This is a genomic window from Streptomyces griseorubiginosus, from assembly GCF_036345115.1.
GTDB classification, from domain to species: Bacteria; Actinomycetota; Actinomycetes; order Streptomycetales; family Streptomycetaceae; genus Streptomyces; species Streptomyces griseorubiginosus_C.
The window spans coordinates 1,192,877-1,218,631 of sequence record NZ_CP107766.1 but is presented as its reverse complement, the minus strand read 5'-3'; the positions used below and the strand labels follow the sequence as shown (position 1 = coordinate 1,218,631).

Annotated in this window: 23 protein-coding genes; 18 read left to right on the top strand and 5 right to left on the bottom strand. The window is 71.7% G+C overall.

Features of this window, described 5'->3' with window-relative positions; all coding sequences use genetic code 11:
• Nucleotides 1-9 precede the first annotated feature (9 nt).
• The 15 genes from OHN19_RS05690 to OHN19_RS05620 are packed head-to-tail and all read left to right on the top strand — an operon-like array spanning nucleotide 10 to nucleotide 18,501.
• Nucleotides 10-2,184, top strand: coding sequence for a bi-domain-containing oxidoreductase (locus tag OHN19_RS05690; RefSeq protein ID WP_330263080.1), 2,175 nt, complete (start codon nucleotides 10-12; stop codon nucleotides 2,182-2,184).
• Complete coding sequence (locus tag OHN19_RS05685) at nucleotides 2,181-4,121, top strand: alginate lyase family protein (RefSeq protein ID WP_330263079.1); 1,941 nt, start codon at nucleotides 2,181-2,183, stop codon at nucleotides 4,119-4,121. Before OHN19_RS05690 ends, OHN19_RS05685 begins: the two co-directional genes overlap by 4 nt.
• A gap of 10 nt (nucleotides 4,122-4,131) precedes the next feature.
• A complete protein-coding gene (locus tag OHN19_RS05680) occupies nucleotides 4,132-5,679 on the top strand; it encodes a right-handed parallel beta-helix repeat-containing protein (RefSeq protein ID WP_330263078.1) in 1,548 nt (515 codons plus the stop codon).
• 1 nt (nucleotide 5,680) lies between these two features.
• The gene (locus tag OHN19_RS05675; RefSeq protein ID WP_330263077.1) at nucleotides 5,681-6,913 is read left to right on the top strand and encodes an O-antigen ligase domain-containing protein; all 1,233 of its coding nucleotides are present in this window, start codon (nucleotides 5,681-5,683) and stop codon (nucleotides 6,911-6,913) included.
• Nucleotides 6,914-6,915: 2 nt separating this feature from the next.
• Nucleotides 6,916-8,157 (top strand): glycosyltransferase, encoded by a 1,242-nt coding sequence (locus OHN19_RS05670; RefSeq protein WP_330263076.1) that lies wholly within the window; start codon nucleotides 6,916-6,918, stop codon nucleotides 8,155-8,157.
• The gene (locus OHN19_RS05665; RefSeq protein WP_330263075.1) at nucleotides 8,154-9,407 is read left to right on the top strand and encodes a class I SAM-dependent methyltransferase; all 1,254 of its coding nucleotides are present in this window, start codon (nucleotides 8,154-8,156) and stop codon (nucleotides 9,405-9,407) included. Before OHN19_RS05670 ends, OHN19_RS05665 begins: the two co-directional genes overlap by 4 nt.
• Entirely contained in the window at nucleotides 9,404-10,198 is a 795-nt protein-coding gene (locus OHN19_RS05660; protein ID WP_330263074.1) for a glucose-1-phosphate cytidylyltransferase, read from the top strand. Before OHN19_RS05665 ends, OHN19_RS05660 begins: the two co-directional genes overlap by 4 nt.
• A complete protein-coding gene (locus OHN19_RS05655; RefSeq protein WP_330263073.1) occupies nucleotides 10,195-10,842 on the top strand; it encodes a PIG-L deacetylase family protein in 648 nt (215 codons plus the stop codon). Before OHN19_RS05660 ends, OHN19_RS05655 begins: the two co-directional genes overlap by 4 nt.
• A 4-nt stretch (nucleotides 10,843-10,846) precedes the next feature.
• Nucleotides 10,847-11,872 carry an SDR family oxidoreductase gene (locus tag OHN19_RS05650; RefSeq protein ID WP_330263072.1) on the top strand — a complete coding sequence of 342 codons (1,026 nt, stop codon included), beginning with the start codon at nucleotides 10,847-10,849 and terminating at the stop codon, nucleotides 11,870-11,872.
• Entirely contained in the window at nucleotides 11,869-13,143 is a 1,275-nt protein-coding gene (locus OHN19_RS05645; protein WP_330263071.1) for a DUF4910 domain-containing protein, read from the top strand. Before OHN19_RS05650 ends, OHN19_RS05645 begins: the two co-directional genes overlap by 4 nt.
• Entirely contained in the window at nucleotides 13,140-14,447 is a 1,308-nt protein-coding gene (locus OHN19_RS05640; protein ID WP_330263070.1) for a hypothetical protein, read from the top strand. The genes OHN19_RS05645 and OHN19_RS05640 overlap by 4 nt, the downstream gene beginning before the upstream one ends.
• The gene (locus OHN19_RS05635) at nucleotides 14,444-15,391 is read left to right on the top strand and encodes a glycosyltransferase family 2 protein (protein ID WP_330263069.1); all 948 of its coding nucleotides are present in this window, start codon (nucleotides 14,444-14,446) and stop codon (nucleotides 15,389-15,391) included. Before OHN19_RS05640 ends, OHN19_RS05635 begins: the two co-directional genes overlap by 4 nt.
• Nucleotides 15,388-16,620, top strand: coding sequence for a polysaccharide pyruvyl transferase family protein (locus tag OHN19_RS05630; RefSeq protein WP_330263068.1), 1,233 nt, complete (start codon nucleotides 15,388-15,390; stop codon nucleotides 16,618-16,620). The genes OHN19_RS05635 and OHN19_RS05630 overlap by 4 nt, the downstream gene beginning before the upstream one ends.
• Complete coding sequence (locus tag OHN19_RS05625) at nucleotides 16,617-17,168, top strand: dTDP-4-dehydrorhamnose 3,5-epimerase family protein (protein WP_330263067.1); 552 nt, start codon at nucleotides 16,617-16,619, stop codon at nucleotides 17,166-17,168. The genes OHN19_RS05630 and OHN19_RS05625 overlap by 4 nt, the downstream gene beginning before the upstream one ends.
• Before the next feature lie 7 nt (nucleotides 17,169-17,175).
• Nucleotides 17,176-18,501 carry a glutamate-1-semialdehyde 2,1-aminomutase gene (locus tag OHN19_RS05620; RefSeq protein ID WP_330263066.1) on the top strand — a complete coding sequence of 442 codons (1,326 nt, stop codon included), beginning with the start codon at nucleotides 17,176-17,178 and terminating at the stop codon, nucleotides 18,499-18,501.
• A gap of 7 nt (nucleotides 18,502-18,508) precedes the next feature.
• On the opposite strand, the gene OHN19_RS05615 is transcribed toward OHN19_RS05620, so the two are convergent.
• From OHN19_RS05615 to OHN19_RS05600, 4 genes are all read right to left on the bottom strand, one after another.
• Nucleotides 18,509-19,183, bottom strand: coding sequence for a phosphatase PAP2 family protein (locus OHN19_RS05615; protein WP_330263065.1), 675 nt, complete (start codon nucleotides 19,181-19,183; stop codon nucleotides 18,509-18,511).
• A 163-nt stretch (nucleotides 19,184-19,346) separates the two neighbouring features.
• Entirely contained in the window at nucleotides 19,347-19,946 is a 600-nt protein-coding gene (locus OHN19_RS05610) for an acyltransferase (protein WP_330263064.1), read from the bottom strand.
• Between the two features lie 13 nt (nucleotides 19,947-19,959).
• The gene (locus tag OHN19_RS05605) at nucleotides 19,960-20,976 is read right to left on the bottom strand and encodes a zinc-dependent alcohol dehydrogenase (RefSeq protein WP_330263063.1); all 1,017 of its coding nucleotides are present in this window, start codon (nucleotides 20,974-20,976) and stop codon (nucleotides 19,960-19,962) included.
• Nucleotides 20,976-21,788, bottom strand: a complete 813-nt coding sequence (locus OHN19_RS05600; protein ID WP_330263062.1) for an IclR family transcriptional regulator — start codon at nucleotides 21,786-21,788, stop codon at nucleotides 20,976-20,978. Before OHN19_RS05600 ends, OHN19_RS05605 begins: the two co-directional genes overlap by 1 nt.
• A 50-nt stretch (nucleotides 21,789-21,838) precedes the next feature.
• Here OHN19_RS05600 and OHN19_RS05595 point away from each other — a divergent pair, with 50 nt between their 5' ends.
• The gene (locus OHN19_RS05595) at nucleotides 21,839-23,551 is read left to right on the top strand and encodes an IlvD/Edd family dehydratase (RefSeq protein WP_330263061.1); all 1,713 of its coding nucleotides are present in this window, start codon (nucleotides 21,839-21,841) and stop codon (nucleotides 23,549-23,551) included.
• 125 nt (nucleotides 23,552-23,676) lie between these two features.
• Here OHN19_RS05595 and OHN19_RS05590 read toward each other — a convergent pair whose 3' ends face one another.
• Complete coding sequence (locus OHN19_RS05590; RefSeq protein WP_330263060.1) at nucleotides 23,677-24,300, bottom strand: TetR/AcrR family transcriptional regulator; 624 nt, start codon at nucleotides 24,298-24,300, stop codon at nucleotides 23,677-23,679.
• 285 nt (nucleotides 24,301-24,585) lie between these two features.
• Here OHN19_RS05590 and OHN19_RS05585 point away from each other — a divergent pair, with 285 nt between their 5' ends.
• Nucleotides 24,586-25,389, top strand: coding sequence for an alpha/beta fold hydrolase (locus OHN19_RS05585; RefSeq protein WP_330263059.1), 804 nt, complete (start codon nucleotides 24,586-24,588; stop codon nucleotides 25,387-25,389).
• Complete coding sequence (locus OHN19_RS05580; RefSeq protein ID WP_330263058.1) at nucleotides 25,356-25,532, top strand: hypothetical protein; 177 nt, start codon at nucleotides 25,356-25,358, stop codon at nucleotides 25,530-25,532. Before OHN19_RS05585 ends, OHN19_RS05580 begins: the two co-directional genes overlap by 34 nt.
• Nucleotides 25,533-25,755 lie beyond the last annotated feature (223 nt).

The following is a 25,755-nucleotide window of genomic DNA, read 5'->3' as shown; positions in this document are numbered from 1 at the left end:
GGGACTTCGGTGAAACAGGTCGTACAGAACTACAAGAGCGGCGAGCTGGCGGTGCTCGACGTGCCGGTGCCCGGATGCAAGCCGGGCGGTGTGCTGGTCCGCACCGCCTACTCGCTGATCTCCACCGGCACCGAGCTCATGAAGGTGTCCGAGGCCGGCATGTCGATGCTGGGCAAGGCCCGCTCCCGCCCCGACCAGGTGGCCAAGGTCATGCAGAGCGTGGCCACCAACGGGGTGCCCGCCACGTACCGCAAGGTGATGGGCAAGCTGGACTCCTACACGCCGCTCGGCTACTCGCTGTGCGGAGTGGTCGAGCAGGTCGGCGCCGGCGTCGACGACGTGAAGGTCGGCGACCTCGTGGCTTGCGCCGGCAACGAGCACGCGCTGCACGCCGAGCTCAACTGGGTGCCGAAGAACCTCTACGTCCCGGTGCCGGACGGCCTCGCACCGCAGCACGCGGCCTTCGGCACCGTCGGGTCCATCGCCATGCAGGGCGTCCGCCAGGGCGAACCGCAGCTCGGCGAGGTGGCCCTGGTCATCGGCCTCGGGCTGATCGGCCAGCTGGTGGTGCAGCTCCTGGCCGCCTCCGGCGTCCGCGTCGTCGGCGCCGACCCCGACCCGGCGCGCTGCGAGCTCGCCGAGCGCCTGGGCGCCGCGGCCTGCGGCGACCCCGGCTCCACCGCCGTGGAGAACGCCGTCGCCGAACTCACCGACGGACACGGCGTGGACCAGGTGTACCTGGCCGCCGGAGGCGGCAGCAACCAGCCCGTCGAGCTGGCCGCCAAGCTGGCCCGGGACCGCGGCCGGGTCGTCGACATCGGCAAGTGCCGCCTCGACCTGCCGTGGAACGCGTACTACGAGAAGGAACTCGACGTCCGGTTCTCCCGCAGTTACGGCCCCGGGCGCTACGACCCGTCGTACGAGCTGGAGGGGCGCGACTACCCGATCGGCTACGTCCGCTGGACCGAGCGGCGCAACCTGGCCTGCTTCCTCGACCTCGCCGCCCGCGGCAAGGTCGACGTGGAGCCCCTGATCTCCCACGTCGCCGACTTCGACGACGCCGTCGAGACCTACCAGCGCCTGAAGGACGGCGACCTGAAGGCCGTCACCGCGCTGTTCCGGTACCCCGGACAGGACGCCCAGGAGGCCGAGGCCCCGTCGGTGACCGTGCCCGCCGTGACCGTGAAGCCGAGTCCCGCCCCGGCCGCCAAAACCCCGGTGCGCCTCGCGTTCGTCGGCGCCGGCAACTACGCGACGTCGATGCTGCTGCCGCACCTCGCACAGCGCGAGGGCGTCGAGCTGTCGACCGTCGTCACCACGACGGCGCTGTCCGGAGCCAACGCGCAGCGGAAGTTCGGCTTCAAGGACGCGACCACCGACCTCGACGCCGTCCTCGGCGACAAGTCCGTCGACGCCGTGTTCGTCGTCACCCGGCACAGCTCCCACGCCGAACTGACCCGGCAGGCCCTCCTGGCCGGCAAGACCGTGTTCGTGGAGAAGCCCCTCGCCCTCACCGAGGACGAACTGGCCGGCGTGCTCGCGGCGGTGGAGGAGTCCGGCAACGACCGGCTCCAGGTGGGCTTCAACCGCCGGTTCGCCCCGCTGCTCCACGAGGCCAGGAAGCAGTTCGGCCCCCGGACCGGCCCGGCGCACCTGCGCTACCTGGTCAACGCGGGCCGCCTCACGCACGGCAGCTGGTACCTCCAGCAGGGCACCGAGGGCTCGCGGTTCGCCGGCGAGGGCGGCCACTTCATCGACACGGCGAGCTGGCTGCTCGACGCGGACCCGGTCTCGGTGTACGCGACCGCGACGTCCGACAACCAGGACCTCCAGGTCGTGCTGCGCTACCCGGACGGCTCCACCGCCACCATCAGCTACGTCACCACCGGCCCGTCCGGCTTCCCCAAGGAGACGCTGGACCTGGTAGCGGACGGCCGTGCGCTGCGCCTCGACGACTTCGTGCGTGCCTCGGTGTACGGCCGCAAGAAGTGGGTCAGTTCGCGGCTGCCCAAGGCCCGGGACAAGGGCCAGAACGCCGAACTGGCCGCGTTCGTCAAGGCGGTCCGCACCGGCGGACCGATGCCGGTGCCGCTGGAGTCGCTCGTCGCCACCACGGCGGCCACCCTCGCCGTGCAGACCGGCCTGGCCGGTGGCGTGCCGGTGACGTTGGCGAGGTCCAAGTGACCATGAGCGTGGGCTGGTACCTCCGGCGGCTGTCCCGGATGGGGCCGCAGGAGATCGCCGGCCGGGTCAGTGACACGGTGCGCAGACGGCGCTGGCGGTCGGCGCCGCCCGACTGCCCCAGCGTGACCGGCGCCCGGTTCACCGCCGTACTGCCCGCCGGGGCGCTCTCCGGCGTACCCGCCGACGCCGCGAAACGCCTCGTCGCCGAGGCGGACCGGCTGATGGACGGGCACGCCGAGTTCTTCGGCGTGGTCCGCGACGACATGGCCGACCCGGACTGGTGGCGCGACCCGAAGACCGGGCGCCGGGCCCCCGCGGGCTACGCCTTCGACGTGCCGTACCGCAGTGAGGACGCGGTCGGGGACATCAAGCAGATCTGGGAGCCGTCCCGGCACCACCACCTCACCCAGCTCGCGGCCGCCTACGCGCTCACCGGGAACGAGCGGTACGCCGAGCGCGTTGCCGAGCACCTGCGGTCGTGGTGGGAGGCCAACCCGCCGCTGCGCGGCGTCCACTGGATCAGCGGCATCGAGCTGGGCATCCGGCTGCTGTCCTGGGTGTGGGTCCGCCGGCTGCTCGACGGCTGGCCGGGCGCCGCCGAGCTGTTCGAGGGCAACCCGGTGGCGCGGAACCAGATCTGGCACCACCAGCGCTGGCTGGCCGCCTTCCCCAGCCGGGGCTCCTCGGCGAACAACCACGTCATCGCCGAGGACGCCGGTCAGTTCGCCGCGGCCTGCGCCTTCGACTGGTTCCCCGAGTCGGCGCGCTGGCGGGCCGCCGCGCTGCGCTCGCTGGACCGGCAGCTGCGCGCCAACACCTTCGGCTCCGGCCTCAACCGCGAGCTGGCCACGGAGTACCACGGACTGGTCCTGGAGCTCGGCCTGTCCGCGTTGGCCGAGGCCGATGCCGCGGGCGTGCCGGTCCCCGCGACGACCCGGCTGGTGCTGCTGCGCATGACCGACGCGCTCGCGGCCGTCGTGGACAACCGGCTCCGGCCGCCGCGTCAGGGGGACGCGGACGACGGACACGGCCTGATCGTGGACGGCGCGGGCACCGACCGCTGGGCCTCCCTGCTGGCCACCGGCGACGCCGTGTTCGGCCGGCTCGACTGGTGGCCGGAGGTGACCGCCACCGATGTGCGCACCCCGCTGCTGGCCGCGCTCGCCGAGCCCTCCCGACTGTCCGTGACCCGTCCGGCGAGCCGACCGGCGCACTTCGCCGACGCGGGCATGACGATCCTGCGCGGCCCGGAGGAGATCTGGTGCCGCTGCGACGGCGGGCCGCACGGCTTCCTGTCCATCGCCGCGCACGCCCACGCGGACGCGCTGTCCGTGGAGGTCCGGCACGACGGGGTCGACGTGCTCGCCGACCCGGGGACGTACTGCTACCACGGGCAGCCCGAGTGGCGGCGCTACTTCCGCTCGACCCTCGGCCACAACACCCTGGAGCTGGACGGCGCCGACCAGTCCGTCTCCGGCGGACCGTTCCTGTGGACCAGGCACGCCCGGACCCGTGTCCTGACGGCCGACACATCCGGCGAGGTGGCCCGCTGGTACGCCGAACACGACGGCTACCAGGGGTCCGTGCACCGCCGCCGGGTGGAACTGACCCCCGAGAGCCAGGAGTTGCGGCTGGTCGACGAGGTGAGCGGCCCGGACCGTGCGGTGCGGCTGGCGTTCCACCTCGGCCCCGCGATCACCGCCGACCTGGTCGGCAACCGGGCCCGGCTCAGCTGGACCCGCGACGGCGAGGACCGCTCCGCCGTACTCGACCTGCCCGAGGGGCTGTCCTGGCAGGCGCACCGCGGCGAGAGCGAACCGCCGCTGGGCTGGTACTCCGAAGGATTCGGGCGCAAGGAACCCGCCACCACCCTGATCGGCACCGGCACCACCGACGGCACGGAGGCTTTCACCACCGTGCTCGGGTTCCGCGGCTAGGGGGGGGCACGTGGGGATCAAGAGGCGGCCCTGGGCGTTGGCGGTGGCACCGCTGGCGCTGGCCCTGCTGGCCGCGACCGGCTGTGACAGCGGCACGCCGGAAGCCGACGCGAAACCGGCCGCCGTGCCGACCACGTCCGGGGCCCGGTCCGAGTCACTGACCCGGGTGTGCGCCAACCCCGCGCCAGGGCCGGCCAAGGCACCCGCGGGCGCGGTGACGGTCGACCCCGGGAAGGTCGGCGACCTAGCGGCCAAGACCAAGAGCAGCCCCCCGAACACCACGTTCTGGCTGCGGCCGGGCACGCACCGGCTCGACCCGGACCGCTTCGCCCAGGTCGTCCCCAAGAAGGGGGACCGCTACCTCGGTGCGCCGGGCGCGGTGCTCGACGGCGGGAAGAAGAACCAGTACGCGTTCAGCGGCAGCGCCCCCGACGTCACCATCCGCCACCTGACCGTGCAGCGTTTCGCGGCGCCCTCCGACGAGGGCGTGGTCAACCACGACTCGGCCGACGGATGGGTGATCGAGGACTCGACGATCCAGGACAACGACGGCGCCGGGCTGATGGCCGGAGCCCGCCAGCAGGTCCGCGCCAACTGCCTGCGGAACAACGGCCAGTACGGCATGAACGCGTACAAGGGCAACGGCCGTATCACCGGCCTGGTGGTCGAGGGCAACGAGATCGTGGGCAACAACACCGGCGACTGGGAGCGGCGCAAGCCGGGCTGCGGCTGCACCGGAGGCATCAAGTTCTGGGAGGTCGACGGCGCCGACGTACGCGGCAACTGGGTGCACGACAACCGGGGCACCGGGTTGTGGGCGGACACCAACAACAACGACTTCCTCGTCGAGAACAACGTGATCGAGGCCAACGACGGTGCCGCGCTGATCTACGAGATCAGCTACAACGCGATCATCCGCAACAACACGATCCGGCGGAACAACTGGGTCGAGGGCCGCAAGGCCGCCGACAAGGGCGACAGCTTCCCGTTCGCGACGATCTACCTGTCCGAGTCGGGCGGCGAACCACGGGTCAAGGCCCGCACCGACAAGATCGAGATCTACCGGAACCTGCTGGAGAACAACTGGTCCGGGATCACCCTGTGGGAGAACGCCGACCGGTTCTGCAACAGCCCGGCCAACACCTCCTCCGGTGACTGCACGCTGCTGGTGAAGAAGACCGGCAGCTGCGCGAAACCGGCGATCGACAAGGCGCCGCTCTACGCCGACTGCCGGTGGAAGACCCAGCGGGTGGACATCCACGACAACCGCTTCGTGCTCGACAAGTCCGTCGTCGACTGCACGACGAAATGCGACCGCATGGCGGTGCTGTCCAACTACGGCACCTATCCGGACTGGTCGCCCTACAAGGGCGAGAAGGTGGCCGACGCGATCACGCAGAAGCAGCACAACCGCTGGCACGACAACGTCTACGTCGGACCATGGACGTTCGTCGCCCACGACCCGGCCCGCGTGCTCGACTTCCCGCAGTGGCAGGGCACGCCGTACCGGCAGGACACGGGCAGCACCCTCGACTCCGACCCGAAGGCCGGTGGTTGAGATGGAGACAGAGCGCACACCGAAGATCGTCGGGGTGGTCTGGGGGCTGCTGGTCCTCAACACGCTCGGCTCCGCCGGGGCGAAGACCATCGTCCCGCTGCCCCGCTCCCTCATCCAGATGGTCACCATGGGCGCGCTGGTCGCCGCGTTCGCGCTGGCGCTCGCGGTCAATGCCCGGCTGCGTGTCCGGGCCAACGCCTACGTGTTCCTGCTGACCCTGCTCCTGGTGACGAGCGTGATCTCCAGCGCTCACCTGGAGTCCGGGTTCGGCGCGCTGTTCCGCTGCTTCCGGCTGACGCTCTTCGTCGGCACGCTGTGGCTGCTCAGCCGCTGGTGGGACGGCAGCCTGACCTTCGTACGGCACCACATCCGGATGTACTTCGCGGTCCTCGGGTCGGTGGCCCTCGGCCTTGCCATCTCACCCGGCGCCGCCCTGCCCGACCTCTACGGCGGGCGGCTGGTCGGCGCGCTGTGGCCGCTCACCCCGCCGCAGATCGGCCAGTACGCCGCGGTGATCGTCGGGCTCACCGTGCTGCTCCTCCTGGGCCGCCGGACCGACCGGACCAGTGCGGCGGTGGTCATCGTGCCGTCCCTCGTCCTGCTCGCGCTGACCCACACCCGGACGGCCACGCTCGGCCTGCTCATCGGGCTGGTGCTGGCGATCGGCTCGCTCCTGCTGACCAGCGCCGCGGCCCGCCGCTTCTTCACCTGGGCGGTGGTGTGCGGCACGGTGGCCGCGGTGGGGTTCGCCGGCGCTCTCCAGGCGTGGTTCCTGCGCGGACAGAGCAAGGACAACTTCTCCAGCCTCACCGGTCGCGCCAAGGTCTGGGACGCCCTGCTGGCCGCGCCCCGGACCACCGGGGAGAAGTGGTTCGGCGTGGGCCTGGGAGACAAGTCGTTCGGCGGTCTGCCGATCGACAACAGCTGGCTGGCCGTCTACAACGAGCAGGGTCTGATCGGCGTCGGCCTCGTGGCGGCGTTCATCATCGTGCTGGGCGGCGTCGCGTTGCTCCGGCCGCCGTCGCTCCAGCGGGCCTGCGCGATCTTCCTGATCAGCTACTGCGCGATCGCGTCGTACACCGAGGCCGGTCTCGGCGACGCCTCGCCGTATCTGCTGCATCTGGCCCTGGCCGTCTCGCTGTTGGCGGCACCTGCCGAGGCCGGCCCGCTCACGGCGCCCGCCATTCCTCGACAACGCGTCCCGCGCTGGGCCAAGAGATCGGAGGTGAGGTGAGCATGCACGTCCTCGTGGTGCACAACCGCTACGCCTCGGCGCAGCCGAGCGGCGAGAACAAGGTCGTCGACCAGGAGGTGCGGCTGCTGCGCGACGGCGGCCACCGGGTCGAGTTGTTCGAGCGGCGCAGCGACGACATCGGCGCCATGTCCCTCCTCGCCAAGGTCGCGGTGCCCCTGCGGGTGCCGTGGAACGCGGCGGTCCGCAGGGAACTCGCCGACCGGCTCCGCACCGAGCGCCCGGACGTCGTCCACGTCCACAACGTCTTCCCGCTCCTGTCGCCCGCGGTGCTCGCCGCCTGCGCCGACGCCGGAGTGCCCGCCGTGGCGACGCTGCACAACTACACCCAGGTCTGCCCGCCCGGCACCCTGCAACGGGACGGCAAGCCGTGCACCGAGTGCGTCGGGTCGACCCCGCTGCCCGCCGTCCGGCACGGCTGCTACCGGAACTCCCGCCTCGCGACCGTGCCGCTGGCGGTCAGCCTGTCGGCCAACCGGCGGCGGTGGTGGTCCGGCGTGGAGCGCTTCCTCTGCATCTCCGCGGCGCAGCGGGACGTCCTGGTGAATGCCGGGATGCCGGCCGAGCGGCTGGCGGTGAAGCACAACTTCGTGCCCGACCCGGACGCCCGCCGCACGGACGCCGGCGAGCACGTGCTGTATCTCGGCCGGCTCGCGGAGGCCAAGGGCGTACGGCTGCTCATGGCCGCGTGGGACGAGCTCGCGGCGAGCGGCGGTGTGGGAGTACCGCTCGTGATCGCCGGCACGGGACCACTGGAGGCCGAGGTCACCGCCTGGGCGGCGGGCCGGGACGACGTCCGGTACGTCGGCCTGTACGACACGGCGGAGTGCCAGAAGGCCATCGCGCGGTCGATCGCCGTGGTGGCTCCCTCCACGTGGCTGGAGGCGTTCGGCCTGGTGGTCGTGGAGGCGATGGCGGCCGGGGTCCCGGTCGTCGCCGCCGGCCACGGCGCCTTCGTCGAACTCGTCGACGACGGGGTGACCGGGCTGCTGCACCGGCCGGGCGAGTCCGCCTCGCTCGCGTCCTGCATACGCACGATCGCGGCCGAACCGGCCCGCAACCGGGACATGGGTGAGGCGGCCCGGCGCCGTTACGAACAGGGTTTCAGCCCGGCGGTCGGCCTCGACCGCCTGGTTGACGAGTACCGCACCGCGATCGCGGGTCGGTCAGCACTGACTCGCGGCGGGGACACCCGCGCGAGCTGGGGGGATGGGAACAGCAGATGACACGATGCCGACTGTGCGGCTCGGAAGCGATGGCGAGCGTCGTCGACCTCGGAGCGACGCCACCATGTGAGAGCTTTCTCGCCGCGGACCAACTGGACCAGCCCGAGCCCGCCTACCCGCTGCACCTTCAGGTCTGCACGGACTGCTGGCTCGCGCAGATCCCGCCGCTGATCACACCGGAGGAGACGTTCAAGGAGTACGCGTACTTCTCCTCGTTCTCGACCTCCTGGGTGGAACACGCGCGGACCTTCGTCGCCGGTGCCGTGGAGCGGGCGGGACTCGACGCCTCCGAGGCCTTCGTGGTCGAGGTCGCGAGCAACGACGGGTACCTGCTGAAGCACGTCGTGGACCGCGGGATCCGCTGCCTGGGCATCGAGCCGTCGGTCAACGTCGGCGCGGCGGCACGGGACAAGGGTGTGCCCACGCTCACCGAGTTCCTGAGCCCGGAGACCGGCGCGTCCGTCCGGGAAGAGCACGGCCCGGCGAACCTCGTCGTCGCCAACAACGTGTACGCGCACATCCCCGACGTGATCGGCTTCACCCAGGGGCTGCGCGCCCTGGTCGCCGACGACGGCTGGGTCTCCATCGAGGTGCAGCACCTGCTGACCCTGATCGAGGAGAACCAGTACGACACGATCTACCACGAGCACTTCCAGTACTACACGGTCGCCTCCGCGATCCGGGCCCTGGCCAGCGGCGGACTCACGCTCGTGGACGTGGAGTTGCTGCCCACGCACGGCGGCTCGATCCGGCTGTGGGCCCGCCCCGCCGAGGTGGCCGGCGAGCCGAGCGAGCGGGTGGCCGACGTCCTGGCCCGGGAGAAGGCCGCCGGCCTTCAGGAGCTGTCCGGCTACACCGAGTTCTCCGCCCGGGTCGCCAAGGTACGCCGGGACCTCCTCAAGTTCCTCATCGAGGCGGCCGAGCGCGGCGAGACGGTCGTCGGCTACGGCGCCCCCGGCAAGGGCAACACCCTGCTCAACCACTGCGGCATCCGGCCCGACCTGCTCGCGTACACGGTCGACCGCAACCCCTACAAGCACGGCAGGTTCACGCCGGGCACCCGCATCCCGATCCTCGCGCCCGAGCAGATAGCCGCCGACAAGCCGGACTACGTGCTCGTCCTCCCGTGGAACCTGCGGGCCGAACTCACCGAGCAGCTGTCCTACGTGCACGAATGGGGCGGCCGGCTGGTCTTCCCCATCCCGGAACTGAGTGTCGTCGAAGGCGCGTCCCGAAAGGTCACAGCATGAAGGTCGTTCTGTTCTGCGGCGGTTACGGGATGCGGATGCGCAACGGAACCTCCGACGACGTGCCCAAGCCCATGGCGATGGTCGGCCCCAGACCCCTGATCTGGCACGTCATGCGCTACTACGCGCACTTCGGGCACAAGGAGTTCATCCTGTGCCTCGGGTACGGTGCCCACCACATCAAGGACTTCTTCCTCAACTACGAGGAGACGACGTCCAACGACTTCGTGCTGCGCAAGGGGCAGACCGAGCTGCTGTCCACGGACATATCCGACTGGACGATCACGTTCGCGCAGACCGGCATCGAGTCGCCGATCGGGGAGCGGCTGCGCCGCGTGCGGCACCACCTGGACGGCGACGAGATGTTCCTCGCCAACTACGCGGACGTCCTCACCGACGCCCCGCTGCCCGAGATGATCGAGAAGTTCTCCCAGCGCGACGCCGGTGCCTCGATGATGGTCGTGCCGCCCCAGTCCTCCTTCCACTGCGTGGAACTGGGCGAGGACAACCTGGTCGGCGGCATCACCGCGGTGAGCGACATGCCGCTGTGGGAGAACGGCGGCTACTTCGTGCTCCGCCAGGAGGTCTTCGACCACATACCGGAGAACGGTGACCTGGTGGCCGACGGATGCGGCCAACTCGCCAAGCGCGGGCGGCTGGTGGCGCACCAGCACCGCGGCTTCTGGAAGCCGACCGACACCGTGAAGGAACGGGCCGCGCTGGATGCCGCCTACGCCCAGGGCGACCGCCCGTGGGCCGTGTGGGAGCGCGACGACACCGGGGTGCACGCGTGATCCGACTCGGGGCCGGGGCCCCGGAGAGGATCGTCGCCGTCGGCGCGCACTGCGACGACATCGCCATCGGCGCCGGCGGCACGCTGCTCGCCCTGTGCCGGGCGCGGCCCGGACTCCGGGTCGACGCGCTGGTGCTCTCCGGCGGCGGCACCGAACGCGAGCAGGAGGAGCGGGCCGCGCTCGCCGCCTTCTGCCCGGGCGCCGACCTGCGGCTGACCGTGCTCAAACTGCCGGACGGACGCATGCCCGTGCACTGGGACGAGGCCAAGGCCGCCGTGGAGGAACTGCGCGCGCAGACCGACCCGGACCTGATCCTGGCCCCCCGCACCGACGACGCGCACCAGGACCACCGCGGCCTGGCGCAGCTGATACCCACCGCCTTCCGCGACCACCTCGTGCTGGGCTACGAGATCGTCAAGTGGGACGGCGACCTCGGCCGGATGACGGCGTACCAGCCGCTGCCGACGGAGACCGCCGAGGAGAAGGTACGGCTGCTGCAGGAGCACTACGCCTCACAGCGGCACCGGCCCTGGTACGACCGGGAGGCCTTCCTCGGCCTCGCGCGGATCCGCGGCATCGAATGCCACGAGCGATACGCCGAAGCGTTCGCCGTCACCAAACTCACGCTCAACCTGGGGGGTTGAACCCATGCGCGTACTGCTGACCGGACACCAGGGATACCTGGGAACCGTCATGGCCCCGGTCCTCGCCGCCGCCGGGCACGAGGTCGTCGGCCTCGACTCCGGCCTGTTCGCCGACTCCGTCCTCGGCGACACACCCGCGGATCCGCAGGGCCACCGCGTGGACCTGCGCGACGTCACGGCCGAGCACGTGGCCGGAGTGGACGCCGTGATCCACCTGGCCGCCCTGTCCAACGACCCGCTGGGCTCGCTGGCACCGGAACTCACCTACGACATCAACCACCACGCGTCCGTACGGCTGGCCCAGCTGGCCCGCGACGCCGGAGTGCGGCGCTTCCTGTACGCGTCCACCTGCTCGGTCTACGGCGCCGCGGGCGGCGACGACCTGGTCGGCGAGGACGCCCCGCTGCGCCCGGTGACGCCGTACGCGGAGTCCAAGGTGCGGGTGGAGGACGACCTGCACGCGCTCGCCGACGACGACTTCACCCCGGTGTACATGCGCAACGCCACCGCCTTCGGCTACTCGCCCCGGCTGCGCGCCGACATCGTGCTGAACAACCTGGTGGGCCACGCGCTGCTGTCCGGCGAGGTGCTGGTGCTCTCCGACGGCACCCCCTGGCGCCCGCTCGTGCACGCCGCTGACATCGCCCGGGCCTTCACGGCCGCGCTGACCGCGCCGCGCGAGGCGGTCCACGACCGGGCGTTCAACATCGGCAGCGAGACCAACAACGTCACGGTCGCCGAGATCGCCGAGCAGGTCGCCGAAGCGGTACCCGGCGCCAAGGTGCGGATCACCGGGGAGAACGGGGCCGACCCGCGCTCCTACCGGGTGGACTTCTCCCGGTTCCGCGCCGCGATCCCCGGCTTCGACATCGAGTGGTCCGTCAAGCGCGGCGCGCTCGAACTCGCCGACGCCTACCGGAAGTTCGAGCTGACCAAGGAGGACTTCGACCAGCGCTTCACCCGGCTCGCCGTACTGCGCGCCGCGTCCGAGGCCGGCACCGTCGACGACACCCTGCGGTGGCGCCGATGACCCGTGTCGGCGAGGAAATGCACGCCCTGGTGGAGCGGCTGTACCCGCTCTGCCGGAGCATCACCGGCGACGGTGTCCGGGCCACCCTGGACATCGTCGGCGAGTACATCCCGCTCCAGGTGCACGAGGTGCCGACCGGGACGCAGGTGCTCGACTGGACGGTGCCGCAGGAGTGGAACATCCGCGACGCGTACGTCGCCGACAGCACCGGCAGGCGGGTCGTCGACTTCGCCGAGTCCAGCCTGCACGTGCTCGGCTACAGCGTCCCGGTGTCGGCGACCATGCCGCTGTCGGAGCTGCGCCCGCACCTGCACACCCTGCCGGACCAGCCGTCCTGGGTGCCGTACCGCACCAGCTACTACAAGCCGGAGTGGGGCTTCTGCCTGGCCCAGGACACCCTGGACGCGATGCCCGAGGGCGACTACGAGGTCCGCATCGACTCCACCCTCGCCGACGGCCACCTCACCTACGCCGAGCACGTGGTCCCCGGCCAGGTCGCCGACGAGGTGATCGTCTCCTGTCACGTCTGCCACCCGGCGCTGGCCAACGACAACATGGCCGGTGTCGCGGTGGCCACGTACCTGGCCCGGGAGCTGGCGCAGCGGACGCCGTACTACACCTACCGGTTCATCTTCGCGCCCGGCACCATCGGGGCGATCACCTGGCTGGCCCGCAACGCGGAGCGCGTCGAGCGGGTCAAGCACGGCCTGGTGCTGGCCTGCGCCGGCGACCCGGGGCAGGTGACGTACAAGCGGAGCCGGCGCGGTGACGCCGAGATCGACCGGGTGCTGCGGCACGTGCTGACCACCTCCGAACGCCCGCACCGGATCAACGAGTTCACCCCGTACGGCTACGACGAGCGGCAGTACTGCTCGCCCGGCTTCAACCTCGGCGTCGGCTCGCTCACCCGGACCCCGTACGCGGGCTATCCCGAGTACCACACCTCGGCGGACAACCCGGACTTCGTGTCCCCGGAGGCGATGGCCGACACCCTCGCCGTCTGCCGCGAGGCGTTCGCCGTGCTGGACCGCAACCGGCAGTACGTCAACCTCAGCCCGTACGGCGAACCGCAGTTGGGCCGTCGTGGGCTGTACGACGCGCTCGGCGGCCGCAGCGACACCAAGCAGGCCCAGATGGCCATGCTCTGGGTGCTCAACCTCTCCGACGGCGACCACGATCTGCTGGACGTCGCCGAGCGGTCCGGGCTGCCCTTCGACACCGTCGCCGGCGCCGCCGACGCACTGCACGAGGCAGGTTTGATCAAGACATGACGTCCATGCCCGTCGAGGGGGAGGGCCCCCAGACAGTGGCGCCACCGGCCCGGTCCGCCAAGCGGGCCCTGGTCGGCAGGCTGTCCTGGGGACTGGCCGACCAGGCGGCCTCCAGCATCAGCAACTTCGCGGTGGGCATCTACGTGGCCCGCTCGCTGGGGGTCACCGCGTTCGGCGTGTTCAGCCTGGCCTGGGTCACCTACGGCGTGGTGCTGAACGTCTCCCGCGGCCTGACCACCGATCCGCTCATGGTGCGCTTCAGCGGCGTGCCGGAGGCCACCTGGCGCGGGGCGGTGGCCCGGTCGACGGGTACGGCACTCGGCGTCGGCACCGTCATAGGCGCGGTGTCCCTGGTGGCCGGACTGGCTCTCGGCGGGCGGCTGGGGCCCGCGTTCGCCTGCCTGGGCGTCATGCTGCCGGGGCTGCTGCTGCAGGACGCCTGGAGGTTCTCCTTCTTCGCCGCGGGCAACGGGCGCAAGGCCTTCCTCAACGACGTGGTCTGGTGCGTGGCACTCGTCCCGGCCATGGTGGCGGCGGCCCATGTGGACACCGTGGCCGCGTTCGTGCTGGCCTGGGGCGCGTCCGCCGCGGTGGCCGCCGCGTACGGCTGCCTCCAGTCCGGCATCCGGCCCCGGATGACCAAGGCGCGCGGGTGGCTGCGCGAGCAGCGCGACCTCGGCTACCGGTACCTGGTCGAGAACGTCAGCCTCAGCGGCGCGAGCCAGCTGCGGGCCTACGGGCTCGGCGCGATCGTCGGGGTCGGTGCGGTGGGCGCCGTGCGGGGCGCCGAGCTCCTGATGGGCCCCTTCCTCGCCGTGCTGATGGGACTGTCGCTGGTCACCGTCCCGGAGGCGGCACGGGTGCTGCGGCAGTCCCCGCACCGCCTCGGCACGTTCTGTCTTCTGCTCGGCGGCGGACAGGCCGCCGCCGCTCTGCTGTGGGGCGGCTCGTTGCTGCTGCTGCCGAACCGGATCGGCGACCTCCTGCTCGGCGGCGTCTGGCACTCCTCCTCGCATCTCATCGTGCCGATCACCCTCAGCGTCGCGGGTGCGGGCCTCGGCACCGGCGCGGCGGCCGGGCTGCGCGCCCTCGGCGCCGCCCGGCGCAGTCTGCGCTGCCAGCTGTTCGCCTCCGCCTTCTACGTCGGCGGCGGGCTCGGCGGGGCGGCCCTCGCCGGCACGGTCGGCTCGGCGTGGGGCGTCGCCGCCGCGACCGTCGGCGGCTCGGCCGTGTGGTGGCTCCAACTGCGGTCCGCCCTGCGCGAGCACCGCCACAACCCCATCCCCGAAGTGAGGACCTCATGACCTCCCAACCCAGGCTGAGCATCGGCCTGCCCGTGTACAACGGCGAGGAGTACCTGGCCGAGTCGCTCGACGCGCTGCTCGGCCAGACCTACGAGGACTTCGAGCTGGTCATCTCCGACAACGCCTCGACCGACGGCACCGAGGACATCTGCCGCAAGTACGTCGCGCAGGACTCGCGCATCCGGTACCTCCGGCTGCCCCGGAACATCGGCGCCACCCCGAACCACAACCGGGTGCTCGACGAGGCCCGCGGCGAGTTGTTCAAGTGGGCCTCGCACGACGACCTCTACGGCCGGGACCTGCTGCGGCGCTGCATCGAGGCCCTGGACGAGCGGCCGGACGTGATCCTCGCCCACACCGACCAGGCGGTCATCGACGGCGACGGCCAGGTGAAGGTCCCCTACGAGTACACGCTCGCCACCGACTCGCCGCACGCGCCGGACCGCTTCCGCAGTCTGCTCTTCGAGCCCGGTGGCGACGACTTCTACGGGGTGATGCGGACCGACGTGCTGCGCCGGGTGAAACCGATGGACAGCTACCACCACGCGGACCGCACGTACGTCGCCGAGATCACCCTGCACGGACGCTTCCACCAGGTGCCGGAACTGCTGTACTTCCGCCGCGACCACCCCACCCGCGCCGAACGCGCGAACCCGTCCAAGCGGTCCCGGTGCGTCAACCTGGACCCGCGCCGGGCGGGCCTGCTGCACCCGACGCCCCGGCTGCTCGCCGAGTACGTCTGGGGCTTCGCCTCGGCGATCCGCCGGGCCCCGCTGTCCCCGGCCGACCGGCGTGAGTGCTACCGCCACCTGGCCGCCTGGATGACCAGCCGGGTCCGCCCGGGCGCCGGTGAGCGGGTCGAGGACCGTGCCCCGGTCGACCCTGCCCAGCTGACCGTCTCCGTCGATGCCCTCGTCGCCGGCCGTGAGGGGAAGCGGGCATGACACCGACGGACGAGACCCCGGCGCGTGTCGGGGTGTTCGGCCTGCTCGGCTCCGGCAACCTCGGCAACGACGGGTCGCTCGAGGCTGTCCTCCAGTACCTCCGGGCCGAGCATCCGGAGGCGGTCGTCGACGCCCTGTGCGGCGGGCCCGAGGCCGTCACCGCCCGGTTCGGGATCCCCGCGACCCGGCTGCACTGGTACCGCGGGGAGTACCGGACCGCGTCACGCGCGCGGGCGATCGCCGGCAAGGCCGTGGGCAAACTCGTCGACGCCTTCCGCACCGCCGCCTGGGTGCGCCGCCACGACGTGGTGATCGTGCCGGGCATGGGCGTCCTGGAGGCCACGCTGCCGCTGCGGCCCTGGGGCTTCCCCTACTCCCTGTTCCTGCTCTGCGCGAGCGGCCGGCTGCTGGGCACCCGGGTCGCGCTGGTCAGCGTCGGCGCCGCCGGGATCAGGAACCGCCCGACCCGGGCCCTGGTGCGCTGGTCGGCACGGCTCGCCGCGTACCGCTCGTACCGGGACGCCCAGTCCCGCGACGCGATGCGGGCGATGGGTGTGGACACCGCGCGCGACGAGGTCTACCCGGACCTCGCGTTCTTCCTGCCGTCGCCGCGGGCGAGCGAGCCCACCGGGTCACCGGGTCCCGTCTGCGTGGGCGTCATGGACTTCCACGGCGGCAACGACGACCGCGCCCGGGCCGAGGAGATATACCGGCGCTACCTCGACGGGACGATCACCTTCGTCCGCGCACTCGTCGAGGAGGGCCGACCGGTCCGGCTGCTCACCGGCGACGAGTGCGATGAGTCGGTGGTCGCCGCGATCCTCGAAGCCGTCGACTCACCGCTGGTCACCGCCGCCGAACCGGCCTCACTGGCCGACCTGATGAACGAGATGGCGGCCGCCGACGCCGTGGTGGCCGTCCGCTACCACAACCTGATCTGCGCGCTGAAGACCGGAACGCCCGTGCTCGCCCTCTGCTATGCGGCGAAGAGCGAGGCGCTCATGGACCGGATGGGCGTCGGCACGTACTGCCACCCGGCCCGCGAGGTCGACGCCGACCGGCTGCTCGAACAGTTCCGGGACCTGGAGAAGCACGCGGCGGAGGTACGGCGGACGCTCAGCGAGCGGAACCGGGTCGCCGCGCAGCAACTCGCCCAGCAGTTCACCGCCTTGACCACGACCCTGTTCCCGGCGAACTCCCACGCCCACGTCCCGCGGAAGGCCCGATGAAAGCGACTGAAGTCCCGGAGATCGCCGGCGCGTACCTGTTTGAGCCGACCCCGCACTCCGACGAACGCGGCTTCTTCTGCCGTACCTTCGACGTCGACGTGGTCCGCTCGGTGGGCCTCGACCCGCACGCCTTCGTCCAGGACAGCGTCTCCCGCTCGGTCCGGGGTGTGCTGCGCGGCCTGCACCTGCGCTCCGGGGCCGGCGAGGCCAAGCTGGTGCGGTGCTCGTACGGGCAGATCTTCGACGTCGTCGTGGACCTGCGGCCACAGTCGCCGACGTACCGGAACCGGGCCTTCTTCGAGCTGTCCGGCGAGACACAGAAGAGCGTCTACATCCCGGCGGGATGCGCTCACGGCTTTCAGGCTCTTACCGAATTCACAGATACCTCTTACCGTATCGACCGTGAGCACGATCCGTCCGAGGACGTGACGATCGCCTTCGACGACCCGGAACTCGCGATTCCCTGGCCGCTGCCGGTCACATCGATGTCCCAGCGCGACCGGGAGGCACCGAGCCTCGCCGAGGTCCTGAAGCACATGGAAAGGTGAAGTCGGCTTGCAGAGCGAAGACTTCCAGCTGCCCCGGTCGCGTGCGGCCAACGAACTGCTCCACGCCCTGATCCCCGGCGGCGCCCACACCTACGCCAAGGGCGACGACCAGTACCCCGAGGACCTGGCGCCCGTCATCAGCCACGGCCGCGGTGCCCACGTGTGGGACGTCGACGGCAACCGCTACATCGAGTACGGGTCCGGCCTGCGGTCGGTCAGCCTCGGGCACGCCCATCCACGGGTGACCGAGGCGGTGCGGCGGGAGATCGACCGCGGCAGCAACTTCGTCCGGCCGTCCCTCGTGGAGGTCGAGGCCGCGGAACGCTTCCTGGCCACGGTGCCGACCGCCGAGATGGTGAAGTTCGCGAAGAACGGCTCCGACGCCACCACCGCCGCGGTACGCCTCGCCCGCGCCGCCACCGGGCGCCCGCGGGTGGCCCTCTGCGCCGACCATCCGTTCTTCTCCACCGACGACTGGTTCATCGGCACCACACCGATGTCCGCCGGCATCCCGGCGACGACCAACGAGCTCACCGTGGCGTTCCCCTACGGGGACCTGGCGGCCACGGAGGAACTGCTCACCCGGTACCGGGACGAGATCGCCTGCTTGATCCTCGAACCCGCCACCCACACCGAGCCGCCGCCCGGGTACCTCGCAGGACTGCGCGAACTGGCCGACCGGCACGGCTGCGTACTGATCTTCGACGAGATGATCACCGGCTTCCGCTGGTCCGAGGCGGGCGCCCAGGGCCTGTACGGCGTCGTCCCCGACCTCTCCACGTTCGGCAAGGCGCTGGGCAACGGATTCGCCGTCTCCGCACTCGCCGGGCGCCGCGCGCTGATGGAGCGCGGCGGGCTGCGGCACTCCGGCGACCGGGTCTTCCTGCTGTCCACCACCCACGGTGCCGAGACGCACTCGCTGGCCGCCGCGATGGCCGTGCAGAGCGTCTACACCGAGGAGGGCGTCACCGCGCGGCTGCACGCCCTCGGCGAGCGGCTGGCCGCCGGTGTCCGCGACGCGGCGGCCGGTATGGGCGTCGGCGAGCACGTCGTCGTCCGGGGCCGGGCCAGCAACCTGGTCTTCGCCACCCTCGACGAGAACGGGCAGCCGTCGCAGGAGTACCGCACGCTGTTCCTGCGCCGGCTCCTCGCGGGCGGGGTGCTGGCCCCGTCGTTCGTGGTGAGCAGCGCGCTCAGCGAGGCCGACATCGATCACACCGTCGACGTGGTGGCGCAGGCGTGCGCGGTGTACCGGAAGGCACTGGACGCCGCCGACCCCTCGCCCTGGGTGGGCGGACGACCGGTGAAGCCGGTGTTCCGTCGCCTGGTGTGACGTGACGTCAGCGTGGCTCGGGCCGACCGGCGCTCTCCAGCCGGTCGGCCGCCCGGTCGACCAGCCACGCGGTCGCCGGAACCACCGCCAGCGCGGTGCACCAGCCACCGAGCGCGTCGGTCGGGTAGTGCGCGCCCAGGGCGACCTCGGCCCAGCCCATCGCGGCGCCGGCCAGGAGCGCCACGCAGAGCACGAGTGACGTGCCGGCCGTCCTGCCGAGGCCGAGCCGGTCCGTCGCGAGCAGCGCCAGGGCGAGGCCGAGTGCGGTGAAGAAGGTGGTGTGCCCGCTCGGATAGGACAGGTTGTCGGGGCCGTGGATGGTGCGCCCCACCAGCTGCTTGAGCAGCGTCGTGGTCCCCACGGCCAGGGCGACACCGGCGACGGCGAGCACCGCGGCGCGTGGACGGCGAAGCAGCAGGCAGACCGCCACGACGACCCCGACCAGCAGCACCGAACCGGCAGGCTCTCCCAGGAAGTCCAGAGTCAGGGCGACGGGCCGCCACGGAGGCCCCACAGGGTCGGCCGTCGGCGAAACGATCCACCTGTCCACCCTGCCGGGTTGGCTGTGGCCGGCGTACAGAGTCCCGATCACCGAGACCACCAGCGCGGCGAGGACGGCGACCAGCCCGAGCGGCGCGCGCAGCGACGGGGGCAGCGCCGGGAGCGTCGGTCCGCCCGTCACACGCCCACCGCGTCCACGGTCCGGAACGCATCCCGGACGCGGTCCGCCTTGCTCTTGATCTCGCCCGTGATCACGATCGACACGGTATCGGACCGCACAGACGTCCGATACCGCAACGTGGACGAACAGGACACACAGCCCGCGTTTCGGCTGGAAACGGACGTCATACGCGCTCGACGAGACAGCCGTCCCGCTCGTCGTGCAGCGCCCCCGTCTCGGGGCACTCCCAGACCCCCGGCCCGCCCTCCCGCTCGACCAGTCGTACGCCGACCCGCCCCACCCAGCCGATGCGGCGCGCCGGAACACCGGCCACCAGCGCGTGGTCGGGCACGTCCCGGACCACCACGGCACCCGCCGCGACCATCGCCCAGCGGCCGATCCGCACCGGCGCCACACACACCGAACGGGCCCCGAGGGACGCCCCTTCGGCCACCTCCACCGCCACGGCCTCCCAGTCGCCGCCCCGCTTCAACCTGCCCTGCGGGTCCACCGACCTGGGGGAGCGGTCGTTGGTGAGGACCGCCGCCGGGCCCACGAAGACCCCGTCGCCGAGCACCGCGGGCTCGTAGACCAGCGCGTGGTTCTGGAGCTTCACGTGGTCGCCGATCCGCACCCCGGGGCCGACATAGGCACCACGGCCCACGACACACCCGCTTCCGAGCCGGGCGCCCTCGCGGATCTGGGCCAGGTCCCAGACCGTCGTCCCCTCGCCGAGCACCGCGCTCTCGTCGACCTGGGCGGTCGGCCGCACCGTGATCGCCACCGGATCGAGTCCCTCAGGCCAAGCTGGGGTCGACGTGGATCTTCGGTCCCGGACCGGCTCCGGGCGGCCGCTCGCCCGCGAGGACGGGGCCGATCGCGTCCAGCGCGACGGTCGCGGCCACCAGCGGCCTCGGGTCGACGACCTTCTCGGCGTACGCCCTGATCGTGGCGTCGAGCCCGGGGGAGGCGGACAGGATCCCGACCGCCGTCACGTCCTTGAGGACCAGCGCGCGGGTGTCGATCCGGCTGGGCTCACCGGCCAGTCCGATGTACACGAGCCGCCCGCCCGGCTCCACCAACTCCTGGGCCAGGGCGGGCAGATGGACGGCGTTGGTGGCGTCCACGACCGCGTCGAACGGCAGGTCCGGCACCGTGTCCGCACGCCAGGCGTCCGGGAAGCCCAGCGAGCGCGCGAAGGCGAGGGAGTCCTCGGTGGCGCCCATCAGGTGCACCTCCGCCCCGGCGGCCCGGACGAACAGGGCGACCAGCAGACCTATCGTCCCCGGCCCCAGCACCAGAACCCGGTCACCGGGCCCGGCCCCGGTCGCCCGCGCGGCCCGCAACGCGTTGCCGCCCGGCTCGACCAGCGCGCCCAGCTCCGGGTCCACGGAGTCGGGCAGCGCGTGCAACGAACCCGCGGGTACGGCGAGTTGCTCCGCCAGAGCCCCCGCACGACCGCCGCGGACGCCCACTTCCTCCCGCTTCTCGCAGACGTGTTGGAGCCCCCGCCGGCAGCGTCGGCAGCTCCCGCAGCCGAGCATGGTGTCGCCCATGACCCGCCGTCCGGTCCAGCCGGGATCGACCCCGGTCCCCACCGCGCGCACCCGGCCGGCCCACTCGTGGCCCAGCCGCATCGGATAGCCGGCGTGTCCCTGGTGCAGATAGGTCATGTGCCCCGTGAAGAACTCCAGATCGGTGCCGCACACCCCGACCCGCTCGACGTCCACGACCACCTCACCGGGGGCTGCCACCGGTTCCGGCACCTCCTGGACTGCGTACTCGCCGGGGGCCGTGAGCACGAACGCACGCATCAGAAGGGCTCCTTCAGGGGGCCGAGTGCCTCGCGTATCTCCTCCACGGCGTCGACCAGCGCCCGCAACGGCGTCCGGTACGCCAGGGCGCTGACACTCACCGCCCCGGAGGGAACCACGGGCGAGGTGCCGTACACCGGCAGGGCCAGGCAGTTGACGCCGATCTCGTTCTCCTGGTCGTCCAGGGCGTACCCCCGCTCACGCGTGGCCTGCAGTTCACCGAGCAACTCCTCGGCCGTGCACGGCGTTCGAGGCGTCCGTCGCTCCAGGGGTGCCGAACCGATCCATCGCCGTACGGCGTCCAGGGTGCCCAACTCGTGGGCGAGCAGCGCCTTTCCGACCGCGGTCGCGTGGGCGGGGTTGCGGCCGCCGACCGTGGAGGTGAGCCGGACGGCTCCGGTGGGCGGGTCGACCTTGGCGCGGTAGACGACCTCGCGCCCGTCCAGGACGGCGTAGTGGGCCGTCTCGCCGAAGCGGGCGGCCAGCGTCTCCAACAGCGGCCGGACACGGACGTGTTCGGGACGGGCCTCGTGATGGGCGAAGGCCATCCGCAGGAACTCGTCGCCCAGCAGATAGCGACCGCGGCCGTCCTGCCCCGCCAGACCGGCTCGGCGCAGGGCGGCCAGGGCCCGGTGCACGGTCGGCTTGGGGCTGCCGATGATCCGGGTGAGCTCCTCGAGCGCCACCCCGTCCGGATGCCGGGCGAGTTCCTTGAGCACGGCGAGCACCCGGTCCGAACCCACGACACGGTCGCCCTCCGCGCCTGCCGTGACGGGGGCTGTCGAAGCGTGGAACGGCTGCGTATGCTGCATCGTGTTCCGGATAGTAGACCGACGTACCGATTACCGGAAAGAGCCGAGCGATGGGCCTTCGCAGCGCACAGTGGTACGCGGGACAGGACCGCAACGCCTACATCCACCGGGCCTGGATGCGCCGGGGCGTACCGGCCGACGCCTTCACCGGCCGCCCCCAGATCGCCATCGCCAACACCGCCTCCGACCTCACGCCGTGCAACGCGCATCTGGACGAGGTCGCCCGATCCGTCCGTGACGGTGTGTACGAGGCGGGCGGCATCCCCCTCGACCTGCCCGTGGTGTCGCTCGGCGAGACCAACGTGCGGCCCACGGCGATGCTCTGGCGCAACATGGCGGCGATGGCCACCGAGGAGATGCTGCGGGCCAACCCCCTTGACGGAGTGGTCCTGTTGGGCGGCTGCGACAAGACGATCCCGTCCCTGCTGATGGCCGCCGCCTCCGTCGACCTGCCCGCGGTGGTCGTGCCCGGCGGCCCCATGCTGACCGGCACCTTCCGCGGCACCCCGCTGGGCTGCGGCACGGACGTGTGGCGGCTGTCGGAGGAGGTCCGCGCCGGGACCCTGTCCCAGGAGCAGTTCACCCGCTCCGAGTCGTCGATGATCCGCAGCCGCGGGCACTGCAACACCATGGGCACGGCCTCCACCATGGCGCTGGTCGCCGAGGCCCTGGGCACGGTCGTCCCCGGGGTGGCCGGGACACCCGCTCCGGACAGCCGGCTGCTGGAGGCCGCGCACGGCACCGGACGCCTCGCGGTGGAGCTGGTGTCCGGCGACCGCCGCCCGAGCACCTTCCTGACCAAGGGGTCCTTCCACAACGCGATCGTGGCGCTGGCCGCGATCGGCGGCTCCACCAACGCGGTCGTCCATCTCCTCGCCATCGCGGGCCGGTTGGGCGTCGAGCTGACCCTGGACGACTTCGACCGCATCGGCTCCCGGGTGCCGGTCCTGGTCGACCTCCAGCCCGCCGGACGGTTCCTCATGGAGGACTTCCACCGCGCGGGCGGCCTGCTCGCCGTGCTCCGCGAGGTCGCCGACCTCCTGGACCCCGACGCGCTGACCGTCACGGGCAAGCCGCTGGTCGACCATCTCACCGACGCCCCGATCTGGGACGCCGAGGTGATCAGGACCCGGGCCCGGCCCCTCGTCGAGGAGGGCGGCATCGCCGTCCTGCGCGGCAGTCTGGCCCCCGACGGAGCCCTGATCAAGCCCGCGGCCGCCTCACCGCACCTGCTGCGGCACCGGGGGAGGGCCGTCGTCTTCGACAGCATCGAGGACTTCCACGCCCGCGTCGACGACCCGGACCTGGACGTCGACGCCGACTCCGTCCTGGTCCTGCGCGGCTGCGGCCCCAGGGGCTACCCGGGCATGCCCGAGGTGGCCAACATGCCGCTGCCCACCAAGCTGCTGGAGCAGGGCGTGCGGGACATGGTCCGGGTCTGCGACGGCCGGATGAGCGGCACGGCGTACGGCACGGTCGTCCTGCACGTGGCCCCGGAAGCCGCGGCGGGCGGCCCCCTCGCCCTCGTACGCACCGGTGACGTCATCAGCCTGGATGTGGAGGCCCGCCGTATCGACCTGGAGGTGCCGGCCGCCGAACTCGCCGCCCGCACCCCGAACCCGGCCACCGTCGAGGGCTTCGCCGACCCGCGGCGAGGCTGGGAACGGCTGTACGTCGACCATGTCCAACAGGCCGACAAGGGCGCCGACCTGGACTTCCTCGTCGGCTCCAGCGGCTCGGAGGTCAGCCGCGAGTCGCACTGACCGTCCGCGTCTTCCTGGGGAGGCCTGGTCGTCGTGGGCGCGTGCTCGCCGACGACATCTCACGGCCGGCCAAGGTGAGTCCGGCCGTGAGCAACTGTTGCCGATCGAACCCGGCCGTGCCCATTTCAGCGCCGGCGCGGGCGGGGCAGCAGGGCGAACGCGGTCTCCGCGATCGAGGTCAGGCGGTCGGGGCTGTGGCCGTACGCGCCCACGACATCGCTCCCGCGGATGACGGTCAGCAGAAGGTATGCGAGGTCGTCGGGGTCCGCGTCGGGGTCGATGTCGCCGTTGCGCTGCGCCGCTCGCACGCAGTCGGCAACGGCCGTCCGGACTACTGAGAAGCAGTCGTTGGCCAGGCGTTTGACCTCGGGATCGGAGGTGCCGAGCTCCAGGGCCATTTTGGCGGCGAAGCAGGCGGCTGCCGCCCGGTCATCGGCTGGGGGGACGTCGGGGGCGAGTGGCACCCCGTGGACGGCACGGAGCAGGTAGGCGTGCAGTCGTTCCAGCGCGCCCTCGTCCGGTCCGGCGAGGGCCTTCGGCGGACCCTGCCCGAGCCGGGTGAAGTAGCCGGTCATGGCCTGCATCAGCACGCCGTGTTTGTCGTCGAACGCGGCGTAGAGGCTGCCGCGGCCCAGGCCGGTGGCGGCGCTGATGTCGTCGACGCTCGTGCCGTTGTAGCCCGAGGTGCGGAACTGCCGCTCGGCGGCATGCAGGACGTGGTCGGGGTCGAAGCTGCGTGGTCTGGCCATGCATCGAAGGTAAAGCCGGCCCACCGTATTTGACAACCCAGTACAGAACCTCTTAGGTTTCGGACTGTTCAGTCCACAACCATCCTGAGCCCACCGGACAGGCTTGGTCCGGGCGCGAGGACCGCGAAGGCGGCTTGGAGGTTGAACTCATGACGTTCAGGGCGCGGCACGCAGCTCGGCGCAAGGACGAGCCGGCCGATGAAGGCTGGTTCAGAACCAGTACTTCGGAGGGCCTCATGGCCGCGGTCCGTACGGACAACACCGCACCGGAAGGCGCGATATCCCGTGATTGCTGCTGACGAGACATTCGACGGCACGTGGCCGTATCCCGCCCGCTTCAACGAGGTGGCCGGCTTCCGTCACCACTACGTCGACGAGGGCCCCGAGCGGCCCGGTCAGACGATCGTCATGCTGCACGGTGAGCCCACCTGGGGCTACGAGTGGCGCCACCTGATCGGGCCGCTGTCACGTCACCATCGGGTGGTCGTTCCCGACCACATGGGCTTCGGCAAGAGCGAGACACCGCAGGATTGCACGTACGACGCGAGCGAACACATCCTGAAGCTCGAATCGTTGCTCGTCGACACGCTCGACCTCACGGACATCACCCTGGTGGTCCGTGACTGGGGCGGCCCCATCGGCACCGGGTTCGCACTGCGTCACCCCGAGCGGATCTCCCGGATCTTCGCGGTGAACACCGTGCTGCCCCTCGCAGACGACATCGCCCCTCTCATGCGGGCCAACGGTGTCGAGAGCCGGTGGTTCCCGTGGGCCCACTCGGCGCTCGCGGACGGCTCCTTCGAGCAGATCCTCGGAAACGCGGGTCGCACCATCGCCCACCTGATGATCGACCTGCAGCATGTCGCCCGGCCCGAGATCGCCACGCCGACTGGATCCGCGCCTACTCCAGCCCCTTTTCGACCCCGGCGGAGTGCCGCGGTGTCATCGCCTTCCCCCGGCAGGTCCTGGAGGGGCCGCAGGGCACCCCGCCCGGGCCGCCGCCGATGGAAGCCGTCGCCGCGCTGCGCGCAGTACCGGCGATGCGGGCGGTCGGGATGCGGGACACCGCCCTGGTGCCCGAGTACGTGATCCCGTCGTTCAGGCCGGCCTACCCCGACGCCCCCGTGGTCGAGATGCCGAGCGCCGGCCACTTCCCGGCCGAGGACGCGCCGGAGACGCTGCTGGCACTCCTTGAGCTGTTCCTGCAGACGACGCCCGGCGCGCGTACCTGAACCCTCCATGCCGAACGACCGGCTGTGCGGGTGCGTGGGTGGTCGGCAACGTCACCGATTCCTCGCGCGAAAGCCGATCACTTTCCACCCGGTTTCCGTCACGCCCAGCAAGCAACGGAGCGTCCCGCCGAGGTCGACGCCCCACTCCTCGACGTCCTCGCCCGCCTCGACGACTCCACATCCTCGGCTTCCCGAACGGCCGACCCGCCCCCACCAGATGAAG